The sequence below is a fragment of the Amycolatopsis nigrescens CSC17Ta-90 genome (assembly GCF_000384315.1).
GTDB lineage: Bacteria > Actinomycetota > Actinomycetes > Mycobacteriales > Pseudonocardiaceae > Amycolatopsis > Amycolatopsis nigrescens.
This window is the reverse complement of record NZ_ARVW01000001.1, coordinates 8,955,464-8,972,571: the sequence shown is the minus strand read 5'-3', so window position 1 is coordinate 8,972,571 and position 17,108 is coordinate 8,955,464. Positions and strand designations below refer to the sequence as shown.

19 protein-coding genes are annotated in these 17,108 nt (G+C 70.0%); 11 read left to right on the top strand and 8 right to left on the bottom strand.

Features of this window, described 5'->3' with window-relative positions:
* Window positions 1-49 precede the first annotated feature (49 nt).
* The 5 genes from AMYNI_RS46895 to AMYNI_RS0142510 all read left to right on the top strand — a co-directional run bounded on the left by AMYNI_RS46895 (window position 50) and on the right by AMYNI_RS0142510 (window position 4,830).
* The gene (locus AMYNI_RS46895; protein ID WP_020674255.1) at window positions 50-1,327 is read left to right on the top strand and encodes a PP2C family protein-serine/threonine phosphatase; all 1,278 of its coding nucleotides are present in this window, start codon (window positions 50-52) and stop codon (window positions 1,325-1,327) included.
* 14 nt (window positions 1,328-1,341) lie between these two features.
* Window positions 1,342-2,349, top strand: a complete 1,008-nt coding sequence (locus AMYNI_RS0142525; protein ID WP_020674254.1) for a Rieske (2Fe-2S) protein — start codon at window positions 1,342-1,344, stop codon at window positions 2,347-2,349.
* 316 nt (window positions 2,350-2,665) lie between these two features.
* Window positions 2,666-3,763, top strand: a complete 1,098-nt coding sequence (locus AMYNI_RS0142520) for an HNH endonuclease (RefSeq protein WP_084628616.1) — start codon at window positions 2,666-2,668, stop codon at window positions 3,761-3,763.
* 19 nt (window positions 3,764-3,782) lie between these two features.
* Complete coding sequence (locus AMYNI_RS0142515; RefSeq protein WP_020674252.1) at window positions 3,783-4,283, top strand: nuclear transport factor 2 family protein; 501 nt, start codon at window positions 3,783-3,785, stop codon at window positions 4,281-4,283.
* Window positions 4,284-4,350: 67 nt separating this feature from the next.
* Window positions 4,351-4,830 carry a DinB family protein gene (locus tag AMYNI_RS0142510; RefSeq protein WP_020674251.1) on the top strand — a complete coding sequence of 160 codons (480 nt, stop codon included), beginning with the start codon at window positions 4,351-4,353 and terminating at the stop codon, window positions 4,828-4,830.
* 16 nt (window positions 4,831-4,846) lie between these two features.
* Here the strand turns inward: AMYNI_RS0142510 and AMYNI_RS0142505 are convergent, their stop codons facing one another.
* Genes AMYNI_RS0142505 through AMYNI_RS0142485 form a run of 5 tightly spaced genes read right to left on the bottom strand, consistent with a single transcriptional unit; the run spans window position 4,847 to window position 8,762 of the window.
* On the bottom strand, window positions 4,847-6,385 hold the full coding sequence (locus AMYNI_RS0142505) for an FAD-dependent oxidoreductase (RefSeq protein WP_020674250.1): 1,539 nt from the start codon (window positions 6,383-6,385) through the stop codon (window positions 4,847-4,849).
* A complete protein-coding gene (locus AMYNI_RS0142500; RefSeq protein ID WP_020674249.1) occupies window positions 6,382-7,116 on the bottom strand; it encodes a class I SAM-dependent methyltransferase in 735 nt (244 codons plus the stop codon). The genes AMYNI_RS0142505 and AMYNI_RS0142500 overlap by 4 nt, the downstream gene beginning before the upstream one ends.
* A complete protein-coding gene (locus AMYNI_RS0142495) occupies window positions 7,113-7,439 on the bottom strand; it encodes a lycopene cyclase domain-containing protein (RefSeq protein WP_020674248.1) in 327 nt (108 codons plus the stop codon). The genes AMYNI_RS0142500 and AMYNI_RS0142495 overlap by 4 nt, the downstream gene beginning before the upstream one ends.
* Window positions 7,436-7,786 carry a lycopene cyclase domain-containing protein gene (locus tag AMYNI_RS0142490; protein WP_020674247.1) on the bottom strand — a complete coding sequence of 117 codons (351 nt, stop codon included), beginning with the start codon at window positions 7,784-7,786 and terminating at the stop codon, window positions 7,436-7,438. Before AMYNI_RS0142490 ends, AMYNI_RS0142495 begins: the two co-directional genes overlap by 4 nt.
* 1 nt (window position 7,787) lies before the next feature.
* Entirely contained in the window at window positions 7,788-8,762 is a 975-nt protein-coding gene (locus AMYNI_RS0142485) for a phytoene/squalene synthase family protein (protein ID WP_020674246.1), read from the bottom strand.
* A 188-nt stretch (window positions 8,763-8,950) separates the two neighbouring features.
* On the opposite strand from AMYNI_RS0142485, the gene AMYNI_RS48725 reads away from it, so the two are divergent.
* Entirely contained in the window at window positions 8,951-9,376 is a 426-nt protein-coding gene (locus tag AMYNI_RS48725; protein WP_245574126.1) for a PASTA domain-containing protein, read from the top strand.
* Window positions 9,377-9,463: 87 nt separating this feature from the next.
* The gene (locus AMYNI_RS0142470) at window positions 9,464-10,204 is read left to right on the top strand and encodes a class I SAM-dependent methyltransferase (RefSeq protein ID WP_020674243.1); all 741 of its coding nucleotides are present in this window, start codon (window positions 9,464-9,466) and stop codon (window positions 10,202-10,204) included.
* On the opposite strand, the gene AMYNI_RS0142465 is transcribed toward AMYNI_RS0142470, so the two are convergent.
* Window positions 10,201-10,707 carry a L,D-transpeptidase gene (locus AMYNI_RS0142465; protein WP_020674242.1) on the bottom strand — a complete coding sequence of 169 codons (507 nt, stop codon included), beginning with the start codon at window positions 10,705-10,707 and terminating at the stop codon, window positions 10,201-10,203. The genes AMYNI_RS0142470 and AMYNI_RS0142465 overlap by 4 nt on opposite strands.
* Before the next feature lie 136 nt (window positions 10,708-10,843).
* On the opposite strand from AMYNI_RS0142465, the gene AMYNI_RS0142460 reads away from it, so the two are divergent.
* The 3 genes from AMYNI_RS0142460 to AMYNI_RS0142450 all read left to right on the top strand — a co-directional run bounded on the left by AMYNI_RS0142460 (window position 10,844) and on the right by AMYNI_RS0142450 (window position 12,604).
* Complete coding sequence (locus AMYNI_RS0142460) at window positions 10,844-11,365, top strand: SigE family RNA polymerase sigma factor (protein WP_020674241.1); 522 nt, start codon at window positions 10,844-10,846, stop codon at window positions 11,363-11,365.
* Complete coding sequence (locus AMYNI_RS0142455; RefSeq protein WP_020674240.1) at window positions 11,362-12,060, top strand: hypothetical protein; 699 nt, start codon at window positions 11,362-11,364, stop codon at window positions 12,058-12,060. The genes AMYNI_RS0142460 and AMYNI_RS0142455 overlap by 4 nt, the downstream gene beginning before the upstream one ends.
* Before the next feature lie 97 nt (window positions 12,061-12,157).
* Window positions 12,158-12,604, top strand: coding sequence for a PGPGW domain-containing protein (locus AMYNI_RS0142450; RefSeq protein WP_020674239.1), 447 nt, complete (start codon window positions 12,158-12,160; stop codon window positions 12,602-12,604).
* Here the strand turns inward: AMYNI_RS0142450 and AMYNI_RS0142445 are convergent.
* Window positions 12,591-13,604, bottom strand: a complete 1,014-nt coding sequence (locus AMYNI_RS0142445) for an ElyC/SanA/YdcF family protein (protein ID WP_020674238.1) — start codon at window positions 13,602-13,604, stop codon at window positions 12,591-12,593. The genes AMYNI_RS0142450 and AMYNI_RS0142445 overlap by 14 nt on opposite strands.
* Before the next feature lie 75 nt (window positions 13,605-13,679).
* Window positions 13,680-14,444, bottom strand: a complete 765-nt coding sequence (locus tag AMYNI_RS0142440; RefSeq protein WP_157357744.1) for a bestrophin-like domain — start codon at window positions 14,442-14,444, stop codon at window positions 13,680-13,682.
* 244 nt (window positions 14,445-14,688) lie between these two features.
* Between AMYNI_RS0142440 and AMYNI_RS0142435 the strand changes: the two genes are divergently transcribed.
* Window positions 14,689-16,917, top strand: coding sequence for a COG1361 family protein (locus tag AMYNI_RS0142435; protein ID WP_157357742.1), 2,229 nt, complete (start codon window positions 14,689-14,691; stop codon window positions 16,915-16,917).
* The last annotated feature ends 191 nt before the right edge of the window (window positions 16,918-17,108 follow it).

Genomic DNA, 17,108 nt, shown 5'->3' with positions numbered 1-17,108 from the left:
TCACCTGGCATCGCCCGTCCGGACCCGCTCACCGCCGAGGATCGGCCGAGTGCATAGCGTCCGTCCGCCGGAGCCGGACCATACCGCCGGGACGGACTGGTTTCTCGCCGAGGTGGGCCGTCGTCTCCGCGGCAGCCTGGACAGCGAGCACACCGCGAGTGTGCTCGCCGAACTCGCTGTGCCGGAGCTGGCGGACTGCGCCATCGTGGTGCTGCCCACCCCGCGTGGGCGGCTGCAGTGGTGGCGCCGCGACGCGGACGGCGGCCAGGGTCGCGGCCGGACCAGGAAGGTCGCGGCCGGTTCGGCGCCGGTGTTCACCGCGGCGATGACCTGTGACGGTGCGGAAATCAGGACGCTGCCGCCGCAGGAGCTGCCGGACCTGCCGTCCGCACTGGCCGACCCGCTGCGCAGGTTCGGGCAGATCTGCCTGCTTTCCCTGCTGGCCGCGGGGGAGGGCAGCCCGCAGCCCGGCCTGCTGGTGCTCGCCTACCGCACCGAAGCGCGCCGCTCCGGCGACCAACTGGAGCGGGCGATCCAGGAGTTCGCCGCGCATGCGCGCGGGTCGCTTTCGGCCGCTCACCGGTATCGCCAGCAGAAGGACGCGGTCGCCGCGCTCGCCGGCACGCTGGCACTGCCGGTGCTGCCGGTGGTCCAGGGCGCCAGGATGGCGGCGGTGTACGAGCCCGCCCCCGGTGTGCTCGAAATCGGCGGCGACTTCTACGACGTGCACCCGCGCGCGGACGGCAGCGCGCTGGTGGTGCTGGGCGATGTCTGCGGGCACGGCGCGGAGGCCGCCGGGCTCACCGGCCGGGTGCGGTCCTCATTGGCCGCGCTGCACCTGGTGGAACGGGACGGCGAGCGGCTGCTGCACCTGCTCAACGAGGCGCTGATCGCGACCGGCAGCAGCCGGTTCGCCACCGTCGTGCTCGGCTCGATGTACGGCGACGGCGGCGGGATCCTGCGGCTGGAGCTGGCTTCCGGCGGTCATCCGGCCCCGCTGGTGGTGCGCCGGTCCGGTGCGGTCGAGGACGTGGACCTGGCAGGCATGCTGGTCGGTATCTCGCCGCACGCCAGGTTCGCCGGGTGCACCGTCGAGCTGGCCGATGGCGACCTCTGCCTGCTCTACACCGACGGCGTCACCGAGGCGCGCAACCACCTGGATCGCACCGAGTTGTTCGGCGCGGAACGGTTGCGCACACTGGTGTCGGCCTGTGCCGGGATGCCGGCGGAGGGCATGGCCGAGTACGTTCGCGATGCGGTGCGTCAGTGGCTTCGTGGCGCCGACCACGACGACATCGCGCTGCTCGTGATCCAGGGCGCCAGTTGACCGAAAGGACGAACGTGGGACCGTCGCCAGCATCCCGGTGGCCGCGGAACTGGCCGCTGCAACCGATTCCGCGCGAGCGGTGGGCCGAGCAGGAGCCGACCTACCGCGGTGCTTCGCCGGCGCTGATCGAGTCCGCGGTCAAGCGCGCCACCGCCCGCCCGTCCGGTAATTGGTTCGTGTTCGCGGCCTCGCGCCAGATCCGCGCTGACCATCCTTTCGGGACACATATCGGTGGTACCGAACTGGTGGCCTGGCGGGACGAGGACGGCCGGGTGCGGATCGGCCCTGGTGCCTGCCCGCATCTCGGTGCGCCGCTGGCACAGGCCAAAGTGGACTGCGGTGCGCTGGTCTGCCGCTGGCACGGGCTGCGGGTGCCGGGAACCGGCGGGCACGGCTGGTCGCCGCTGCCCGCCCACGACGACGGCGTGCTGGTCTGGGTGCGGCTGGACGAACTGGGCGGGGAGCGTCCTTCGGACGTCCCGGTGGTGCCGGAGCGCCCGCGAACTATGTCCACTGTGGACGCCGTGGCCACCGTGGTCGGGGTGTGCGAGCCGGAGGACATCGTGGCCAACCGGCTCGATCCGTGGCACGGCGCCTGGTTCCACCCGTACTCCTTCGCCAGGCTGACCGTGGTCGAGGCGCCGCCGGGCGGGGCCGCCGAGGAGGACGACCGGTTCGTTGTCGACGTGACCTTCCGGATCAGCAAGCGCCTCGGGGTGCCGGTGCGGGCCGAGTTCACCTGCCCGGAGCCGCGCACCGTGGTCATGCGGATCACCGAGGGCGAAGGCGAGGGCAGTGTGGTGGAAACTCACGCCACCCCGCTCGGCCCCGGCCCCGACGGGCGGCCGCGCACTGCGGTGATCGAGGCGACGGTGGCGGGTTCGGACCGGGCCGGTTTCCGGTTGGCGAGCAAGGCTGCCGGCCTGTTGCGTCCGGCGATGACCTGGACCGCTGCACGCCTCTGGCGGGACGACCTCGCCTATGCGGAGCGTCGCTATCATCTTCGCACCTCCGGTGGCTGAGTTTCGGGCCCGCCTTCGGCGCGCCCACGGGACGGATTCGGGTGGCCGGGTCTGCCCAGAGTTTGGTTGAATCTGTCGGGAAATAGTCTTCCCGCTCGTCCGTGAACTGGCCGCGGCCGGAGCCCCTGTGCGGGTGCCGGTCGCGGTGACGTGCAGGGTGCTGGGCTTCGACGAGTTCGCCCGGCGCGGCTTCACCGCGTCGGAGAAACGGGTGTGGCGGATCTGCTCGATGCAGCGGATCTTGGGTAGAGACGAAGTACCACCGAAGTCTGGGCCGACCCCCGTTTTTGTCGGGGGTCGCCGATAGAATTCGGGTATGGACAGAGACAAGGCTTGTGAGTTGTTGAAGGACATTCAGGTTATTCAGGAACAGAAATGCAGGTTGGAGGCGGAGCAGCTTCGGCTGGTGGCGCGGTTGAATGAGGTGGAAGAAAGAACTAGAGGGGTTCCAGCGGAGTTGGCGCTGGGGCTGGCGGTCACGGAGAACATGGCCGGTAAGCAGATCGCGCTCGCTGAGGCGTTGGCGACTCGGTTGCCGAAGACGTTGCAGGCCATGGAATCCGGGGTCATCGACGGGTACAAAGCCTCCAAGATCTTCGACGCCACCACTGTGCTCTCCGACGAGAAGGCCCGTGAAGTCGACGCGGTGATGAGCGAACGGCTGGCGGGCAAAAACCCCTCCAGTCTGCGGCGGGCCGTGAACCGAGTGGTCGCCCGAATCGACCCGAACGGATACGCCGCCCGCACCCGACGCCGCCGACTGGACCGCAAAGTCGAACTGGTGCACCAAGGCGAAGGCATGACCACCCTCATCGTCGATCTACCCGTCGAAGTCGGCACAGCGATCTACGCCCGCACCGATCGTGAAGCCCATGCGCTGAAGGTCGCCGGCGAACCCCGCACACTGGACCAACTTCGGGCCGATGTGCTGGCGGATCGATGTCTCCGCGAGCGAGGCACACCGCGTAACCCGAAGGCCGACGTGTACCTGTATGTCGACCTGACCACCCTTGCCGGTTTGAACGACAACTACGCCGAACTCACCGGCTCCGGACCGATTCCGGCCTGGCTGGCCAAGGAAATCGCCTTCAACCCCGGCTCCACCTGGCGCCGTATCGTGACCGACCCGGTCACTGGTCTTCCCGTGGATGTCGGCCGCAGCAGCTACCGACCACCCGCCGCACTCGACCGGTTCATCCGCATCCGCGACCGCGAATGCTGCCACCCCGGCTGCCACCGACCAGCCCAACTAGCCGACCTCGACCACACCACCGACTGGGCACACGGCGGACCCACCACCAAAACCAACCTCCGCGGCTACTGCAAACGCCACCACAAACTCAAAGACCAACCCGGCTGGACCCACACCGACCACACCATCACCACCCCCGCCAAAGCCACCTACACCCTGTGAGCGCAAAGGGAGCTGATTGGTGAGCCCCGTCGGCAGGGGCTCGGTGACGTCGGAAATCCGCCAGCCCTTCTCGCGCACGCCGCTTAAGATCGCGGGCATGTCACAGCAGAGCCGCGACATCATCCAGAACGCCTGGAAGATGTTCGCCAGCCACGACCCGGACCAGATCGCCGCGGTCTTCACCGAGGATGCCGAATGGCTGGCACCTCCGGGGAATGCCACCGCCGTCGCGCTGGAGGGGCCTGCTCACCTGGTCGGCAGGAAGGCGATCGTGCAGTTTCTCGCCAAGGATTTCCCGCGATTCTTCGTGAGTGACGTCGCCGTGACCTTTCGCGGGCTCTACGCCGACGGCGAGCGCGTGGTCGTGGAGGAGACTATGACGGCGACGCTGGCCAACGGCAACCACTACGCCAACGACTACTGCCTGGTCTTCGAACTCCGAGACGGGCTTATCCACCGGGTCCGCGAGTACATGGACACAGCTCGCGGGCATCGCATGGTCTTCGGCGAAGGACCGTAGCGAGTCAGACGCAGTCGACGGCCACCAGGGTTGTGGCCCTCGGCCTGTGGCGTGATAGGAGACCTTGATGGGTTCGTTCGATGTGCCGCTGGACGATGAACGCACGCAGCTTGATGCGTTCGTCGAGGAATATCGCAGTGCCATTGAGGCGACTCTCGACTGCCTCACCGAGGAGCAGGTCCGCCGCCGGCTCGTCTCGTCGGCGACGACGTTGCTCGGGCTGCTCAAGCACGTCACATGGATGCAACGGGTGTGGTTCGAGGAGTGCGTAGGCGGCACGTCCCGTCGGGAGCTCGGCTTGGTGCAGAGCCCGGATGAATCCTTCCGGCTCTCCGACGATGACACCGTCGCCTCGGTCACGGCAGCCCACCGGGAAGCCTGTGCCACGGCCCGGACGTTGATCGCAGACCTGCCACTGGACGCCGTCGTGACCGGCCACCGGACCGGGCCGCGCACGCTTCGCTGGGTGCACCTGCAAGTTCTGCGGGAGTTGGCCCACCATTGCGGACACGCCGACATCCTGCGTGAACAGGTACTTGCCGACTGAGTCCGGCAGCCAAGTCTCAGTAGCGACGGGCGAGGGCGCGCAGCAGGGGGACGCGGCCCTGGTTGGGGACCGAGTAGGTCGGGTGGCCTTTGACGCCCCAGCCGCCGAGCAGCCGGTTCGCCGCGTGCCAGCCGGTGACCGCGGCCCGTTCCATCAGCGCGACCGGCAGGTCGACCCGGATCCCGTCGCCGGCCAGCACCAGCCCGTCCACCGGGGTGCCGACGGTGGGCCGCCGCGCGAAATCGCCGAGGCCGAACAACGGGCAGTCCTGCCGCCATTCGGACAGTTCGCCGACGACGCCGGCGCGGGCGGTCTCCGGATAGATCTCGTGCAGCCGCTGAAGCAGCCGCTCCGGCAACCCGGCCTGGTCGTCGGTGACCGCGTAGGCGTGCAGTTCGACCACCGAGCCACCGTGTTCACGCGCCCAGCCCGCGGCTTCGGCCTCGAAGCGGTCGAGCACGCTGATGTTGTCCAGCGGCGGCAGGCTGCCGGTGCCGAGGAACGCGGGCCGGTCCTGGCGGACCGGGGTGTCCAGCCACAGCCGTCGCACCAGGAACGGCGGGGCGACCCGCAGCCCGGCCACCGACTCGCGCCAGTCCCGGGTGCCCAGTGCCGGCGAGTCCGCCACCAGGTTCCGCAGCCCGGTCACGTCCATGGCCAGCACCACACCGTCCACATCGGACTCCGTCTGGTCACCTGCGTGCACCCTGAACCGCCGGTCGCCGCCCGTCTCCACCGCGCGCACGCCGTGGCCGAGGTGCAGCCGGACCCCGAGCCCGGTCAGGTACTCCTCCAGCGGAGTCCAGAGCGCGGCGGGGTAGGTGTCGCGCGGGACGTCGAACACCAGGCCCTCGGACGAACCGAGGAAGTACAGGTGGAACATCGTGGCCAGCTCCGCCGCGGACAGTTCCTCCGGCCTGGCGAAGAAGCTGCGGGAGAACACCTCGAAGGCGAGATGCCTGGCACTGGGCGGAAAGTTGATCCCGGTCAGGAACGAGGCCGCGTCCACCTCGTCCAGCCGGCGGTAGATGTCGGGTACCTCCACCGTGATCAGCGGCAGCGCGGGCACCGGCTTCAGCCGGAGCAGATCACGCGCTCGGAAGGTGGGGCTGCGCAGGGCGAAGACCACCGCGTTCCACGGCGGTGTCTTCGGCAGCCCGCGGAAGGTGTCGATCCGGCCCGCCGCGTCGAGCAGCGGGTAGTCGTCGAGGGCGGTCATCCGCGCCAGGCCGGGGTCGGTCCGGCGCAGCAGCTGACGGAGGTTGTAGTACTGCCGGAAGAACGCGTGGAAGCCGCGGCTCATGGTGACCGTGCTGCCGTCGGGCAGGCCGGCCCGCCACCCGCCGGCGCGGCCGCCGAGATAGGACTCACGCTCGAACAGCTCGACCGCCACGCCCCGTTCGGCCAGCGCGGTGGCCGCGGTCAGCCCGGCGATACCGCCACCGACCACGGCCACCCGCGGGGAGACGGCCAGCGACGAAACATCCGGCAGCCCGCCGGGAGCCGGGTAGCGGACCAGCCTGCGGTCGGTACCGATCGGCGCACTGCGGCTCATACCGGCTTTTTCCCGGCGTCGGCGAGGAAGGTGTGCACGACCCCGCGTTGCCAGCCGGTCATCGTCTCCCGGTGAACCCCGGTGAAACCGTTGCGCTGCAACCGGTCCTCGAAGGCCTTGGCGCCGTCGAAGGTGAGCACGCTGCGCCACAGGTGCCGGTAGAGCGTGGCGTCGCCGGTGGTCACCCGGCCGGCCGGGATGATGATGCTCCAGCACACCGCGTGCCAGATCGCGCGTGCCAGCGGCGAATCGCGCACCGAGTACTCGTGCACGGCCAGCGGCGCACCGGGTCGCAGCATCGCGCGCAGGGCGCGGAGCTGGCCGTCCGGATCGGTCAGGTTGCGGATCAGGTACGCGGCCAGTATCCCGTCGAACGGCCCCCGCACACCGGTTTCGGCAAGGTCCTCCACCCGCGAGTGTACGAAGTGGACGGACGGTGGCCAACGCTTGGCGCGGGCCCGTTCCAGCATCTCGGCGGAGGCGTCGATGGCGGTGATCCTGGCGCGCGGCGCGGCCAGCACCAGTGCCGCGGTGGAGGCGCCGGTGCCGCAGCCGGCGTCGAGCAGGTGCAGTCCCTCGCCCCGGTCCGGCAGCCGCATCCTGGCCGCGGAGAGCCGCAGATGGGCGTGGTAGCCGGGATTCGCGCCGACCAGCCGGTCGTAGGCGGCCGCGCCGGTGTCGAAGGCGCCCGGCACCGCGTCTCGTGCCAGCCCTCGCGCGCCGACCCTCATGTCCGCTCCTTTCGCGATGTTGCCCTTCCCCGTTCCCACAGCAGCAGCACCGTGGTCACCAGGGAGAACCCGAACAGGAAGTCCTCCACCGGGATGTCCCAGGGAAAGCGCACGCCGAGCGTGTGCCCGGGGTGGTAGAGCACGATCGGCGCGGAGAGCTTGGTCAGCCAGCCGTCCACCGGGATCTGGAACCCGGTGACGATCACCATGCTGATCCAGTACGCGGGACGGCGGAACAGCCCGGTCCGCAGGAACTTCAGCTCGAGCAGCAGCACGACCGGCACCGACAGCACGGCGGGCAGCGTGTAGCCGAGCCCGCTCATCGCGGCCTCCTCTCGCGTGCCGTGGCACGCCATCGCCGCAGCAGCTCCAGGATGGTGTTCACCGCCTCGTAGGTGAGCAGGCCGCAGATCGGGATCACCAGGAAGAACAGCAGTTCCTCCAACGGCACCCCGAACGGCAGGATCACGCCGGTGATGAACTCCGGGTTGTAGCCCCACACTCCGGCGGCGATCGCGACGATGTCCCAGACCAGGAACACCGCGGCCGCAGGGAGCACCGCGCGCACCAGTCGGGACGGCCGCCGGTACACCCGCGCGCCGATCAGCTCCAGCGGCAACGTGATCACCAGGCAGGCGCCCAACACGATCAAGTACTCGTACTTGCCCATCTCAGCTCGCCACCACCGGTCGGGGCCGGCCTCCAGCGGCCCGGTGCCGGCGGCGGGCCCAGCCGGCGCGGGCCAGCGCGGTGCCGGCCACCAGCAGCCTGGTGCCGGTCGGCACCGTGGCGCGGCGGCCGAACACGTTGTACCCGGCGTCTTCGATCCGGCGGAGGATACCGGAGTAGAGCGTCAGCGCGGTGGCCACGCACGGCCGCGACACCGGATGCAGCATGGCCAGCCCCGGTTCGGCGCGGCGGTACACCGCGCGGGTGAGCGCGATCTGGTCGGCCATCGCCCGCCGCACCCGGTGGTCCACCCTGGCGTGCCGGACGCACCAGGCGAGCAGTTCGCGGTCCACCCCGAAGGCGGCGAGCTCGTCGGCGGGCAGGTAGACCCGGCCGCGGTCGAGGTCCTCCGCGATGTCGCGCAGGAAGTTGGTCAGCTGGAAGGCTTTGCCCAGCGCCGCGGCGGCGGCCTCGGCCTCGGCCCGTTCGGCGACGGTGCCCAGCACCGGCAGTACCAGCAGGCCGATCACCTCGGCCGAACCGTGCACGTACTCGTCGAGCGCACGCCGATCCGGGTAGCCGGTGGTGCGCAGGTCCATCCGCATCGAGCGGAGGAAGGCGTCGAAGGGTGCGGTGGGAATGCCGAACCGGCGGACCGTGTCGGCGAGCGCGGCCAGCACCGGGTCGGCACTGGTACCCGCGGACAGTGCGGTGCGCAGCTCCAGGTCCACCTGGTCGAGGTCGCGGTGAACCTGCTCGGGGGTGCGGCCAAGGGCGGGCTGGTCGACCAGGTCGTCGACCCGGCGGGCGAACCCGTAGAGCGCGTGCACGGCCGGCCGCTGCGATGGCGCGAGCAGCCGGGTGGCCAGGAAGTACGTGCGGCCGTGGCGGGCGTTGAGTTCCCGGCAACGGATGTACGCCGCACGCAGCCCGGTGCCGGTTATGCCTGCGGCGTCCAGTTCGGCGCGGGCGCGCATCAAATCCCTCCTGCGGTGCGTCGAACGACGCCCAACCGTGGCACAGGATCATTATGGCCGCCGTCCGGGTGGGCCTGCCGCACGACCGGGTCCTATCGGCCACCGACCGTAACGATCGAAGGACTGGGTGCGAGTTGGCTGTTGTACGCCGGCGTCGAGACCGGCGAGCCGAGCCGGGAGGCCGCGCCATGAGTCAGCAGATCTCAAAACCCGCGATGACGCTGTGCGCGGCACTGTTCGTGCTTTCGGGCTGTGGTGCCACGGGTGAACCTCCCGCCACACCGCCGGTCGACTCGCCGTCCCTGTCGGTGGCCACCAGCATGCCGACGCGCGCGGTGGCACCTTCCGCCACGACTGGCTCTTCCGCCGCGACTGCCGCGCCCGCGCCCACCGTCGCCACGGTGCCCGATGTGGTGGGCATGAACCACCAGACCGCGCAGGACACCCTGCAGGCCGCGGGCTTCTACCTGCTGCACGAGCAGGACGCCACCGGGCAGGGGCGGATGCTGGTGCTGGACCGCAACTGGCAGGTGGTGTCGCAGTCGGTCAAGGGCGGCACGAAGGCCGCCACGGACACCGCGATCACGCTGAGCTCGAAGAAGACGGGGGAGTAGCGCCGCCGCCGGAGGGGCATTTGACACGGTCGCTCGACCGAGAGCACAATTCATTGTGCATTGAATTACTCGACCGAGGAGGACCGGATGACCCAGGACCACTCCCTTTCCTTGACCGACGCGGACTTCGACGAGATCTACCGAGGCCAGTCCGGCTTCGCGGGCATTGACGTGCGGTTCGAGCGGATTCCCTGGGACATCGGGGAACCGCAGCAGGCGCTGGTCGAGCTGGAACGGGCCGGTGCGTTCCGCGGTGACGTGCTCGACTCCGGCTGCGGGCTGGGCGAGAACGCGCTGTTCCTGGCCGGGCGCGGGTACCGGGTGTGGGGTTTCGACGCCTCGCCCATCGCGATCGAACGGGCCACCGAGCTGGCCCGCGAGCGGGGGTCCGACGCCAGGTTCGAGGTGGCGGACGTGACCCGCTTCGACGGTGTGGAGCCGCATTTCGACACCGTGCTGGACAGCGCGCTCTACCACTGCCTCGGTGACCCGCAGCGGGCCGAGTACGCCGCCGCCCTGCACCGCGTTACCAGGCCGGGTGCCCAACTGCACCTGTTCTGCTTCGCGGACAGCAACCCCGACGCGTTCCCGGGGTCGGTGCCGGTCAGCCAGGACGACCTGCACGCCAATCTGGACCCGCACTGGAACATTCTCAGCATCGAGGAGACGACCTACACTTCCGCCTTCAGCCTCGACGAGATCCGGCGGCAGGTCGAGCAGGGTGAAATCGCCAAGGTCGGCTTCGCTCTGCGTCCCGACGCGCTGAGCACCGACGACCAGGGCAGGGTGCTGTTCGCGGTCTGGCAGGTGCGCGCCGAGCGTCGCTAGGGCAGTACCTGGACCACGTCGCCCTTGCCGAGCGTGTCGAAGAACTTCAGCGAGTCCGCGTCGCCGAGGTGCACGCAGCCGTTCGAGGGATCCACCAGGCTCCCGGCGTGGAAGGCGATCCCGCCGGCCGCGAAGAAGACCGAGTTCGGCATCGGGGCGCCGGCGAACTCCTTGCTGACGTGGTCCTTGTCCTTCCACTCCACCCGGAAGGTGCCGACCGGGGTCGGGCCGCCCGGCTTGCCAGGCATGATCGGCACCGGGCCGTGGGTCACCGTGCCGTCGCGGAGCAGCCAGGCCCGCATTTCCGACAGGCTCACGCAGGCGACCGTGCCGGGCGCGGTGCACGGCGCGGTTGCCGGTCTCGGGGTGGACGGCAGGGTCACCGGGGCGGCGTGCGGCGGACCGGCGGGCTGCACGACCGGCTGAGCGGTCTCCGCCGCCGAGCAGGCGGTGGCCACCGCGCACAGGCCGATGATCAGCAGGGACGGGTTCATCTTTCGCATCGGCTCTCCCGTGCTGGCACAGTCGTGGATCTGGTGCCGGGGACTACGGGCGACCGGGCCGGAAAGTTGCCGGAAATCGCGCTCAACCTTTCGAGCCCGTCGCCCGTAGTAGGAGGGGTGACGCAGGTGGGCGGGCATGGCCAGGGGTGACGAGCAGTTCGTCGAGTTCGTGCGGGCGAGCTCGGCGCGCCTGCTGCATGCCGCCTACCTGCTCACCGGCAACCGGCACCAGGCCGAGGACGCCACCCAGACCGCGCTGGCCCGCACCTACGCGGCCTGGTCCAGGGTGCGCAACCGCGACGCCTACGCCTACACCCGCAAGGTGCTGGCCAACCACGTCATCGACGGCTGGCGGCGGCCGATCTCGGAACACGCCACCGACCAGCCGCCCGAACTGCCGGTGCACGGCGACCTGGCCGGGGAGGTCACCAGGCAGCGGTGGCTGTCGGAGGCGCTCGACCGGCTGTCCGCCCGCGAACGCACGATCGTCGTGCTCCGGCATTTCTTCGACCTGCCCGAGGCCGAGGTCGCCGACGAGCTGAAGGTCTCCCTCGGCACGGTGAAGAGCACGAACTCCCGGGCGCTGGCGAAGCTGCGGATCTCGATGGACGAGCCCGGCGACACCCCCAGCACCCTGAACACTGGAGCAGAACGATGACCGACCTCGAGACACTGCGCGCGGCGCTGCGGACCCCGCCCGCGGAGGACCTCGGCACCGTCGACGTGCGGCGGGTGATGGCCACCGGCCGGCGCATCCGGTTCCGCCGGCGGCTGCTGGCCGGGGGCGGAGTGGCCGGGCTGACGGCCGTGGTGCTGTTCGCGGTGTTCAGCCTGGGGCAGCTGGCCCAGGTCACGCCGGCGCCGCCGGACCCGCAGATCACCGCCGCCCAGCCGCCGCCCCGGCCGGCACTGGCGCCGCTCGGCGCGGTCGTGCCCACCGGAATCAAGACCAGCGGCGGGGAACTGGTCTTCTACGTCACCGCCGTGCGGGCGGCCGAGCTGCCGGACGTCCATTTCGGACTGGTCTCGGGGTACCGCGACGCCACCGGCCGGATCGAGCCCGGCATTCTGAACAACGAGACCGCGGGTTCGGACCGCTCGCCGGGCTTCCACCACCTGTGGGGCGGCAACTACGACAGCGGTGGTTACCTCCCCGTGCACGGCTACTACGCCGGACCGGCGGCGTCGATCACCGCGCAGGTGGGCGGGAAGGTCGTGCAGGCCAAGCAGGCCAGGTGGAGCGAAGACCCGTCGATCGTGATCTTCTGGTTCGACCAGCCGGACCAGCCCCGCGCCGAACTGTTCAGCGACCCCGCCGCCTACGACACCGCCGGCAACCGCCTGCCGCGATGAGGCCGGTCCACTTCGGACCTGGCCAGGCGCCGGAGATGTCCGGAAGCGGCGGGAAGTCCAGGTAGGGTGGCCTCACGCGGCGTGCTCAGGTGCCGCGATGGGACAGGAGGTGTGCGTGGCTGGTGGCAACCCGGTGAAACGGGTGACCGTGGGCGTGGCCGGCGGCGTGCTGCTCCTGGTCGGGATCGCGCTGCTGGTGCTGCCGGGGCCGGGGCTGCTGCTGGTGCTGGCCGGGCTGATCGTGCTCGCCTCCGAGTTCCCGGCGCTGGAACGCTACGTCGACCCGGTCCGGGACCGGGCGATGAAGGCCGCCGAAGACAGCGTGGCTTCTCCGTTGCGCATCACCGGTTCGGTACTGGCCGGGCTGGCGCTGATTGCCGCCGGCGTGGTGTGGGGACTCGTGCCCGGCCTGCCGCTGGCGGGCTGGAGCACCGGATCCAGCCTCATCCTGTCCGGGCTGATCCTGCTCGGGCTGCTGTACTGGAGCTACCGCCGGGTGCAGAGCCGGCGTGCCGGTGAGGATGACACGGCTACCCGGAAGTGAGCACGGCGAGCAGCACCGGCCCGAGCGCGAGCACGGCACAGATGGCGGCGTTGGTGCGCCAGTACTGCGCCAGCAGCGCGACGAACTCGCGCAGGAACGCGCTGGGCGCGAAGTAGGACGCGGTCCGTGCGCCGACCACGTGCAGGCGCAGCCGCAGCCGCCGGGAGAGCACCGCTGCGCGGAACACGTGGTAGCTGCTGGTGACCGCGACGATCCGACCCGCGTGGCCGTGCTGTTCGAGCAGCGCGGCGCTGAACCGCAGGTTCTGCTCGGTGGTGGCGGCCTTGTCCTCGAGCAGGATCCGTTCCTCCGGTACGCCCCGCTCGCGCAGGTAGGCGCCCATGGCCGCGGCCTCGGACACGGTCTCGCCTGGCCCTTGCCCGCCGGAGACCACCAGCACCGGGGTCGCTCCGGCGGCGGTCTCGCGCGTGTACCGCTCCATCGCCCGGTCGAGCCGGCTGGCCAGCAGCGGCGGCACGCGGTCGCCGAGCAGCCCGGAACCGAGCACGACGATGGCGTCCGCGCGTCCGCGCCGCCCGAGCCTGCCGTAGAGGACCGAGTAGGCGAGCAGGGACACGAACAGGAACGCGATGTACCCGGCGACCAGCATCAGCGAGATCGCCGCCACGATCACCCAGGTGGCCCTGGTGAAACTGGCCGCGTAGAAGGAGAACCCGAACAGCAGGACCAATGCGACACCGGCGAGCAAGGACAGCGAGTTGGCCGGCCGGTGGCCTTCGCGCCGCCACATCACGACCCCGTTCGCGATCAGCGCGGCGGGCAGCACCAGCACCAGCAGGCCCACCAGTGTCAGCAAGGTGTAGCCGGCCACGTCCGCGAGCAGTTCGGTGTCCGCGGCCCGCAGCAGTAGCCAGAGGCCGAAGAACAGCACCGCCACCCCGAGCCACACCGCGTTGCTCAGCCGCCTCGGCTCGCGGGCGGTGCGGAACAAGAAGATCAGCATCGCCGCGGCGGACAACGCCCCGTACACCACGATCACGCAGTCATCCTTCACCCGGGCGGTTCTTGGTCGGCCTCAACCTAGGCGGCGACCGGCGCCGCCCACCATCGGGTGTCACATCCGGACGTTCGAGAACTCGTCCAGCGCATTCCGGAAGGCGTCCGGCGCGATGCCGAACCACCCGCCGAGGGGATGCATGAGGGAGAGGGACGCGTAGATGGTGGAGCCGAGCACCACGGTCAGCAGCACCATTGCAAGCACGTGGTTCACCCGCGAGCTGAGTCCGATCAGGATCGGATAGGCCACCATCGTCAGTGCGCCGAGCACGGTGCCGAGCAGCAGGATGTTGGTGAACGGGTCGGCGCCGGTGGCCTGGTCCACGCGCTGGCGGTGGCTGTTGTCGATCTCGCGGACGTTGCTCAGCAGTTGCTCGCGCGCGGACTTGACCTGCTCGGTGTCGGTGGGCAAGGTCGCCACCTTGGCCCGGATCGAGCCGATCAGCGGCGCCGTCTCGGGATCGGTCTCGCCCCGGTCCAGGCTGCTCCATTCGTGGTCGATCACCCTGCTCGTGTAGTCGGTGAGCAGCGCGCGGATCGCGGTGCCGTCCGGTTCGGGCGCGATCCCGGCCTGCCAGTAGCTGTCGATCAGCGCGTCGGACTCGGTGGTCGCGTAGCTCTCGATGTCGTCGCCGGTCTGCCAGGCGAACACCACGAAGAACGCGAGCACCACGGTGAACAGCGCGTTGAGCACCCCGCCGACGAACGAGACGGAGTCCGAGTCGAACTCCCCGCTGGCCGCCACCTTCCCGCGACCGGCCAGAATCGTCGCGATGACCACCAGAAGGGTGGGTATGACGAGGGTCAATGCGATTTCGAGCAAGGCGGAATCCTATTCCCCGAATTGTTGTCAAGGCTGGTATTCGACTTGGTCGACTAGGGCCGTTGGTCACGGTACCGCTCGCCCGATCGAGAACCAGTGCTCGGCGCCAAAAGTGCCGAATCGAGTGATTTTCCTTGCCTCCGCCTGGTCTTCCTGTGTTCCTGGGCTAGCAGGACGCGGCGCGGTGGCACTTACAGGGAGACGTTCGGTGAAAGCACTCTTCGTCGGCTTGATCATTATGATCTTGAATTTGCTGGCACCGCCGCTGGCCGATTCCGAGGCGGGCACCGGCGAGTTCGACCGCACCTTGCCTGGTGACTTCGTGCTCGCCGGAAACGCGGTGCTGGGCTGCCCGCCCGGCCCAGCCGCGCAACCCTGCCGCGATTCGGCCGAGGGCAGGCGGACCGGCCAGGCCGGGCTGAACAACCATCACTCGATGGTATGGCTGGATTCCGACGCCGATCCGGGCACCTTCAACTCGTCCAGTGCCAGGGTGGCGCTGCCGCCGGGAGCTTCCGTCGCCTACGCGAAATTGACCTGGGCGGGTGAAATCCGGGCGCGTTCGACCGGGCCGTGTGCCCGCAGCGCGCGGTGGCCCCAGGGCGACCCCCGTGGGCAGGCGGTGTCACTTTCCTTGGACAACGAGAAAAAGTCCGACATAGCGCCGGGGGAGTTCACCCTGACCGAGGATCAGCGGTCCCCGATCGGTGGTGATCGCTGGTACAGCGCCGAAGCCGACGTCACGGACGAACTGTCCGGGCTGCGCGGCGACCGCACGGTCACCGTGGGGAACATCTGGACCGGGCAGGGCTACGACTGCTTCGGCGGCTGGTCGCTGCTCGTGGTCTGGGAGTCCAGCGACATGGGAGACACGGGAGACACGCCGGAGAAACGAGTGGTGGTCTACGACCGGCACCAGCGGGTGGACCGGAAAGCCGAGCGCGCCCTGCTGGCCCCGCCGGGACTGCGGGTCGCCGGCGGGCAGACGAGGATCGGCATCACCGCCTACGAAGGCGACCGCGGCCTGGTCGGGGACACCTTCGCGGTGAACGGTCGGCGGCAGGCCGAGCCGAAGGTCCCGTACAGCCGGTACGACTTCTTCCTCTCCAACGCCGAGGGCGCGAGCCTGCCGAACAACATGAGCGTGGACGCCAAGGTCGTCGAGGCGGGCCCGGATATCGTCCGGCCGGGGGATTCGGAGGTCGCACTGGCCTTCACCGGCACCCAGGACAGCTACCTGATCCACAGCCTCGCGTTGTCCTTCCCGCAACCGGCGGTGTCCGCGCGCACGTCGGTGGACCGGCCGGTGGCGCACGCGGGCGAGCCCGCTACGCAGACCACGGAAGTGCGCAACACCGGCGGAGTCCCGCTGGACGGGCTGGCGGTGGACATGGACCTCGGCGAAGAGTGCCGGAAGGAGATAGGCGAGCTCGCTCCCGGCGACAGCGCCGAGGTCTCCTGCGAGGGGACCGTGCGGGACAGCAGTCATCAGCTGGCGGCGCGGGTCCGCGGTGAGGCGCCCGGCGGCCAGGAGGTCACCGCCGAGTCGGTGACCGACGTGCGGGTGCTGCACCCCGGTCTGGAAACCCGGCTGACCGAAGCGCCCGCGATCGCGGTGGCCGGGCAGGAACTCGGTTACCAGGTTGAGTTGCGCAACAGCGGGGACAGCCCGCTGACCGGCGTTTCACTGGCCGCGGAAGGGCCGGTTACCTGTGCGGAAGCGCCGGCCGAGCTGTCGGTCGGTCAGGCGGAAACCGTGCGCTGCACGGTGAAGGCAGGTGAAGCGGGGAGCGAGCTGAACTTTGCCGGGCGCGCGCGGGATGAGCTGGGCGCGGAGGTCGGCAGCGAGGCACGGGCTCGTTTCGAGGTGGTACGTCCCGGTCTCGCGCTGGAGGTCACCGGACCGGACGCACCCGCTCCGCCGGGCTCGCAGGCGACCGTGACGGTGCGCCTGCGCAACACGTCTTCGGTGCCACTGGCGGATTTGAAGGTCACCGGGTCGCCGGCGTCGTGCGCACGCGAGTTCCCCCGGCTGGAACCGGGGGATTCCCTGGTGTACAGCTGCCGTGTGCTGGCGGAGGAAGGCGCTACCGTGTCGCTCTCGGCCTCCGCGGTGCCCGCGCTCGGCGGCGCTCCCTTGGACACCGGGTTCGCCGTATCGGCTCAGAGCGCACTGCGCCTCGCCGTGCAACCGCCGCCACAACTGCCCCCGCAACTGCCCCCGCCACCCGATCCGCCCGCGGCTCAGCCGCCTTCTGCGCCTGACCCCGTATCGCCGCCGCGGGCGGTCGCGCCGGTAATCCCGCTGCCCCAACCGGTTGCGCCGCCGGAGCCGCCTGAGGAGCCCGAGAAGGACGCCGAGGGGCCGCTCGAATCACCCGCGCAGACGGCTGGTTTCATCGCCGTGCTCGGGGTGGTGGTGATGATGGTCAGCGTGGGGGCGCTGTCTTCCGCTACGCGTGGGAGCAAGTAGTCATACTTGTCCTACTTTCGTTGCCCGCAAAGTTCTTTCGCGCTACCCCGGCGTGGCCGGACCGGACCCTGTGTGACGTATCGGCCCGGTCACGCTCCCGGAAAGTCCAAAGCGGTCGCACGTCCGGTGGCGCTTTAGGCGAAGCCCTTACCGCGACTTTGGGTAGCTGCTAGCTTACTTTTTGTTGCCCC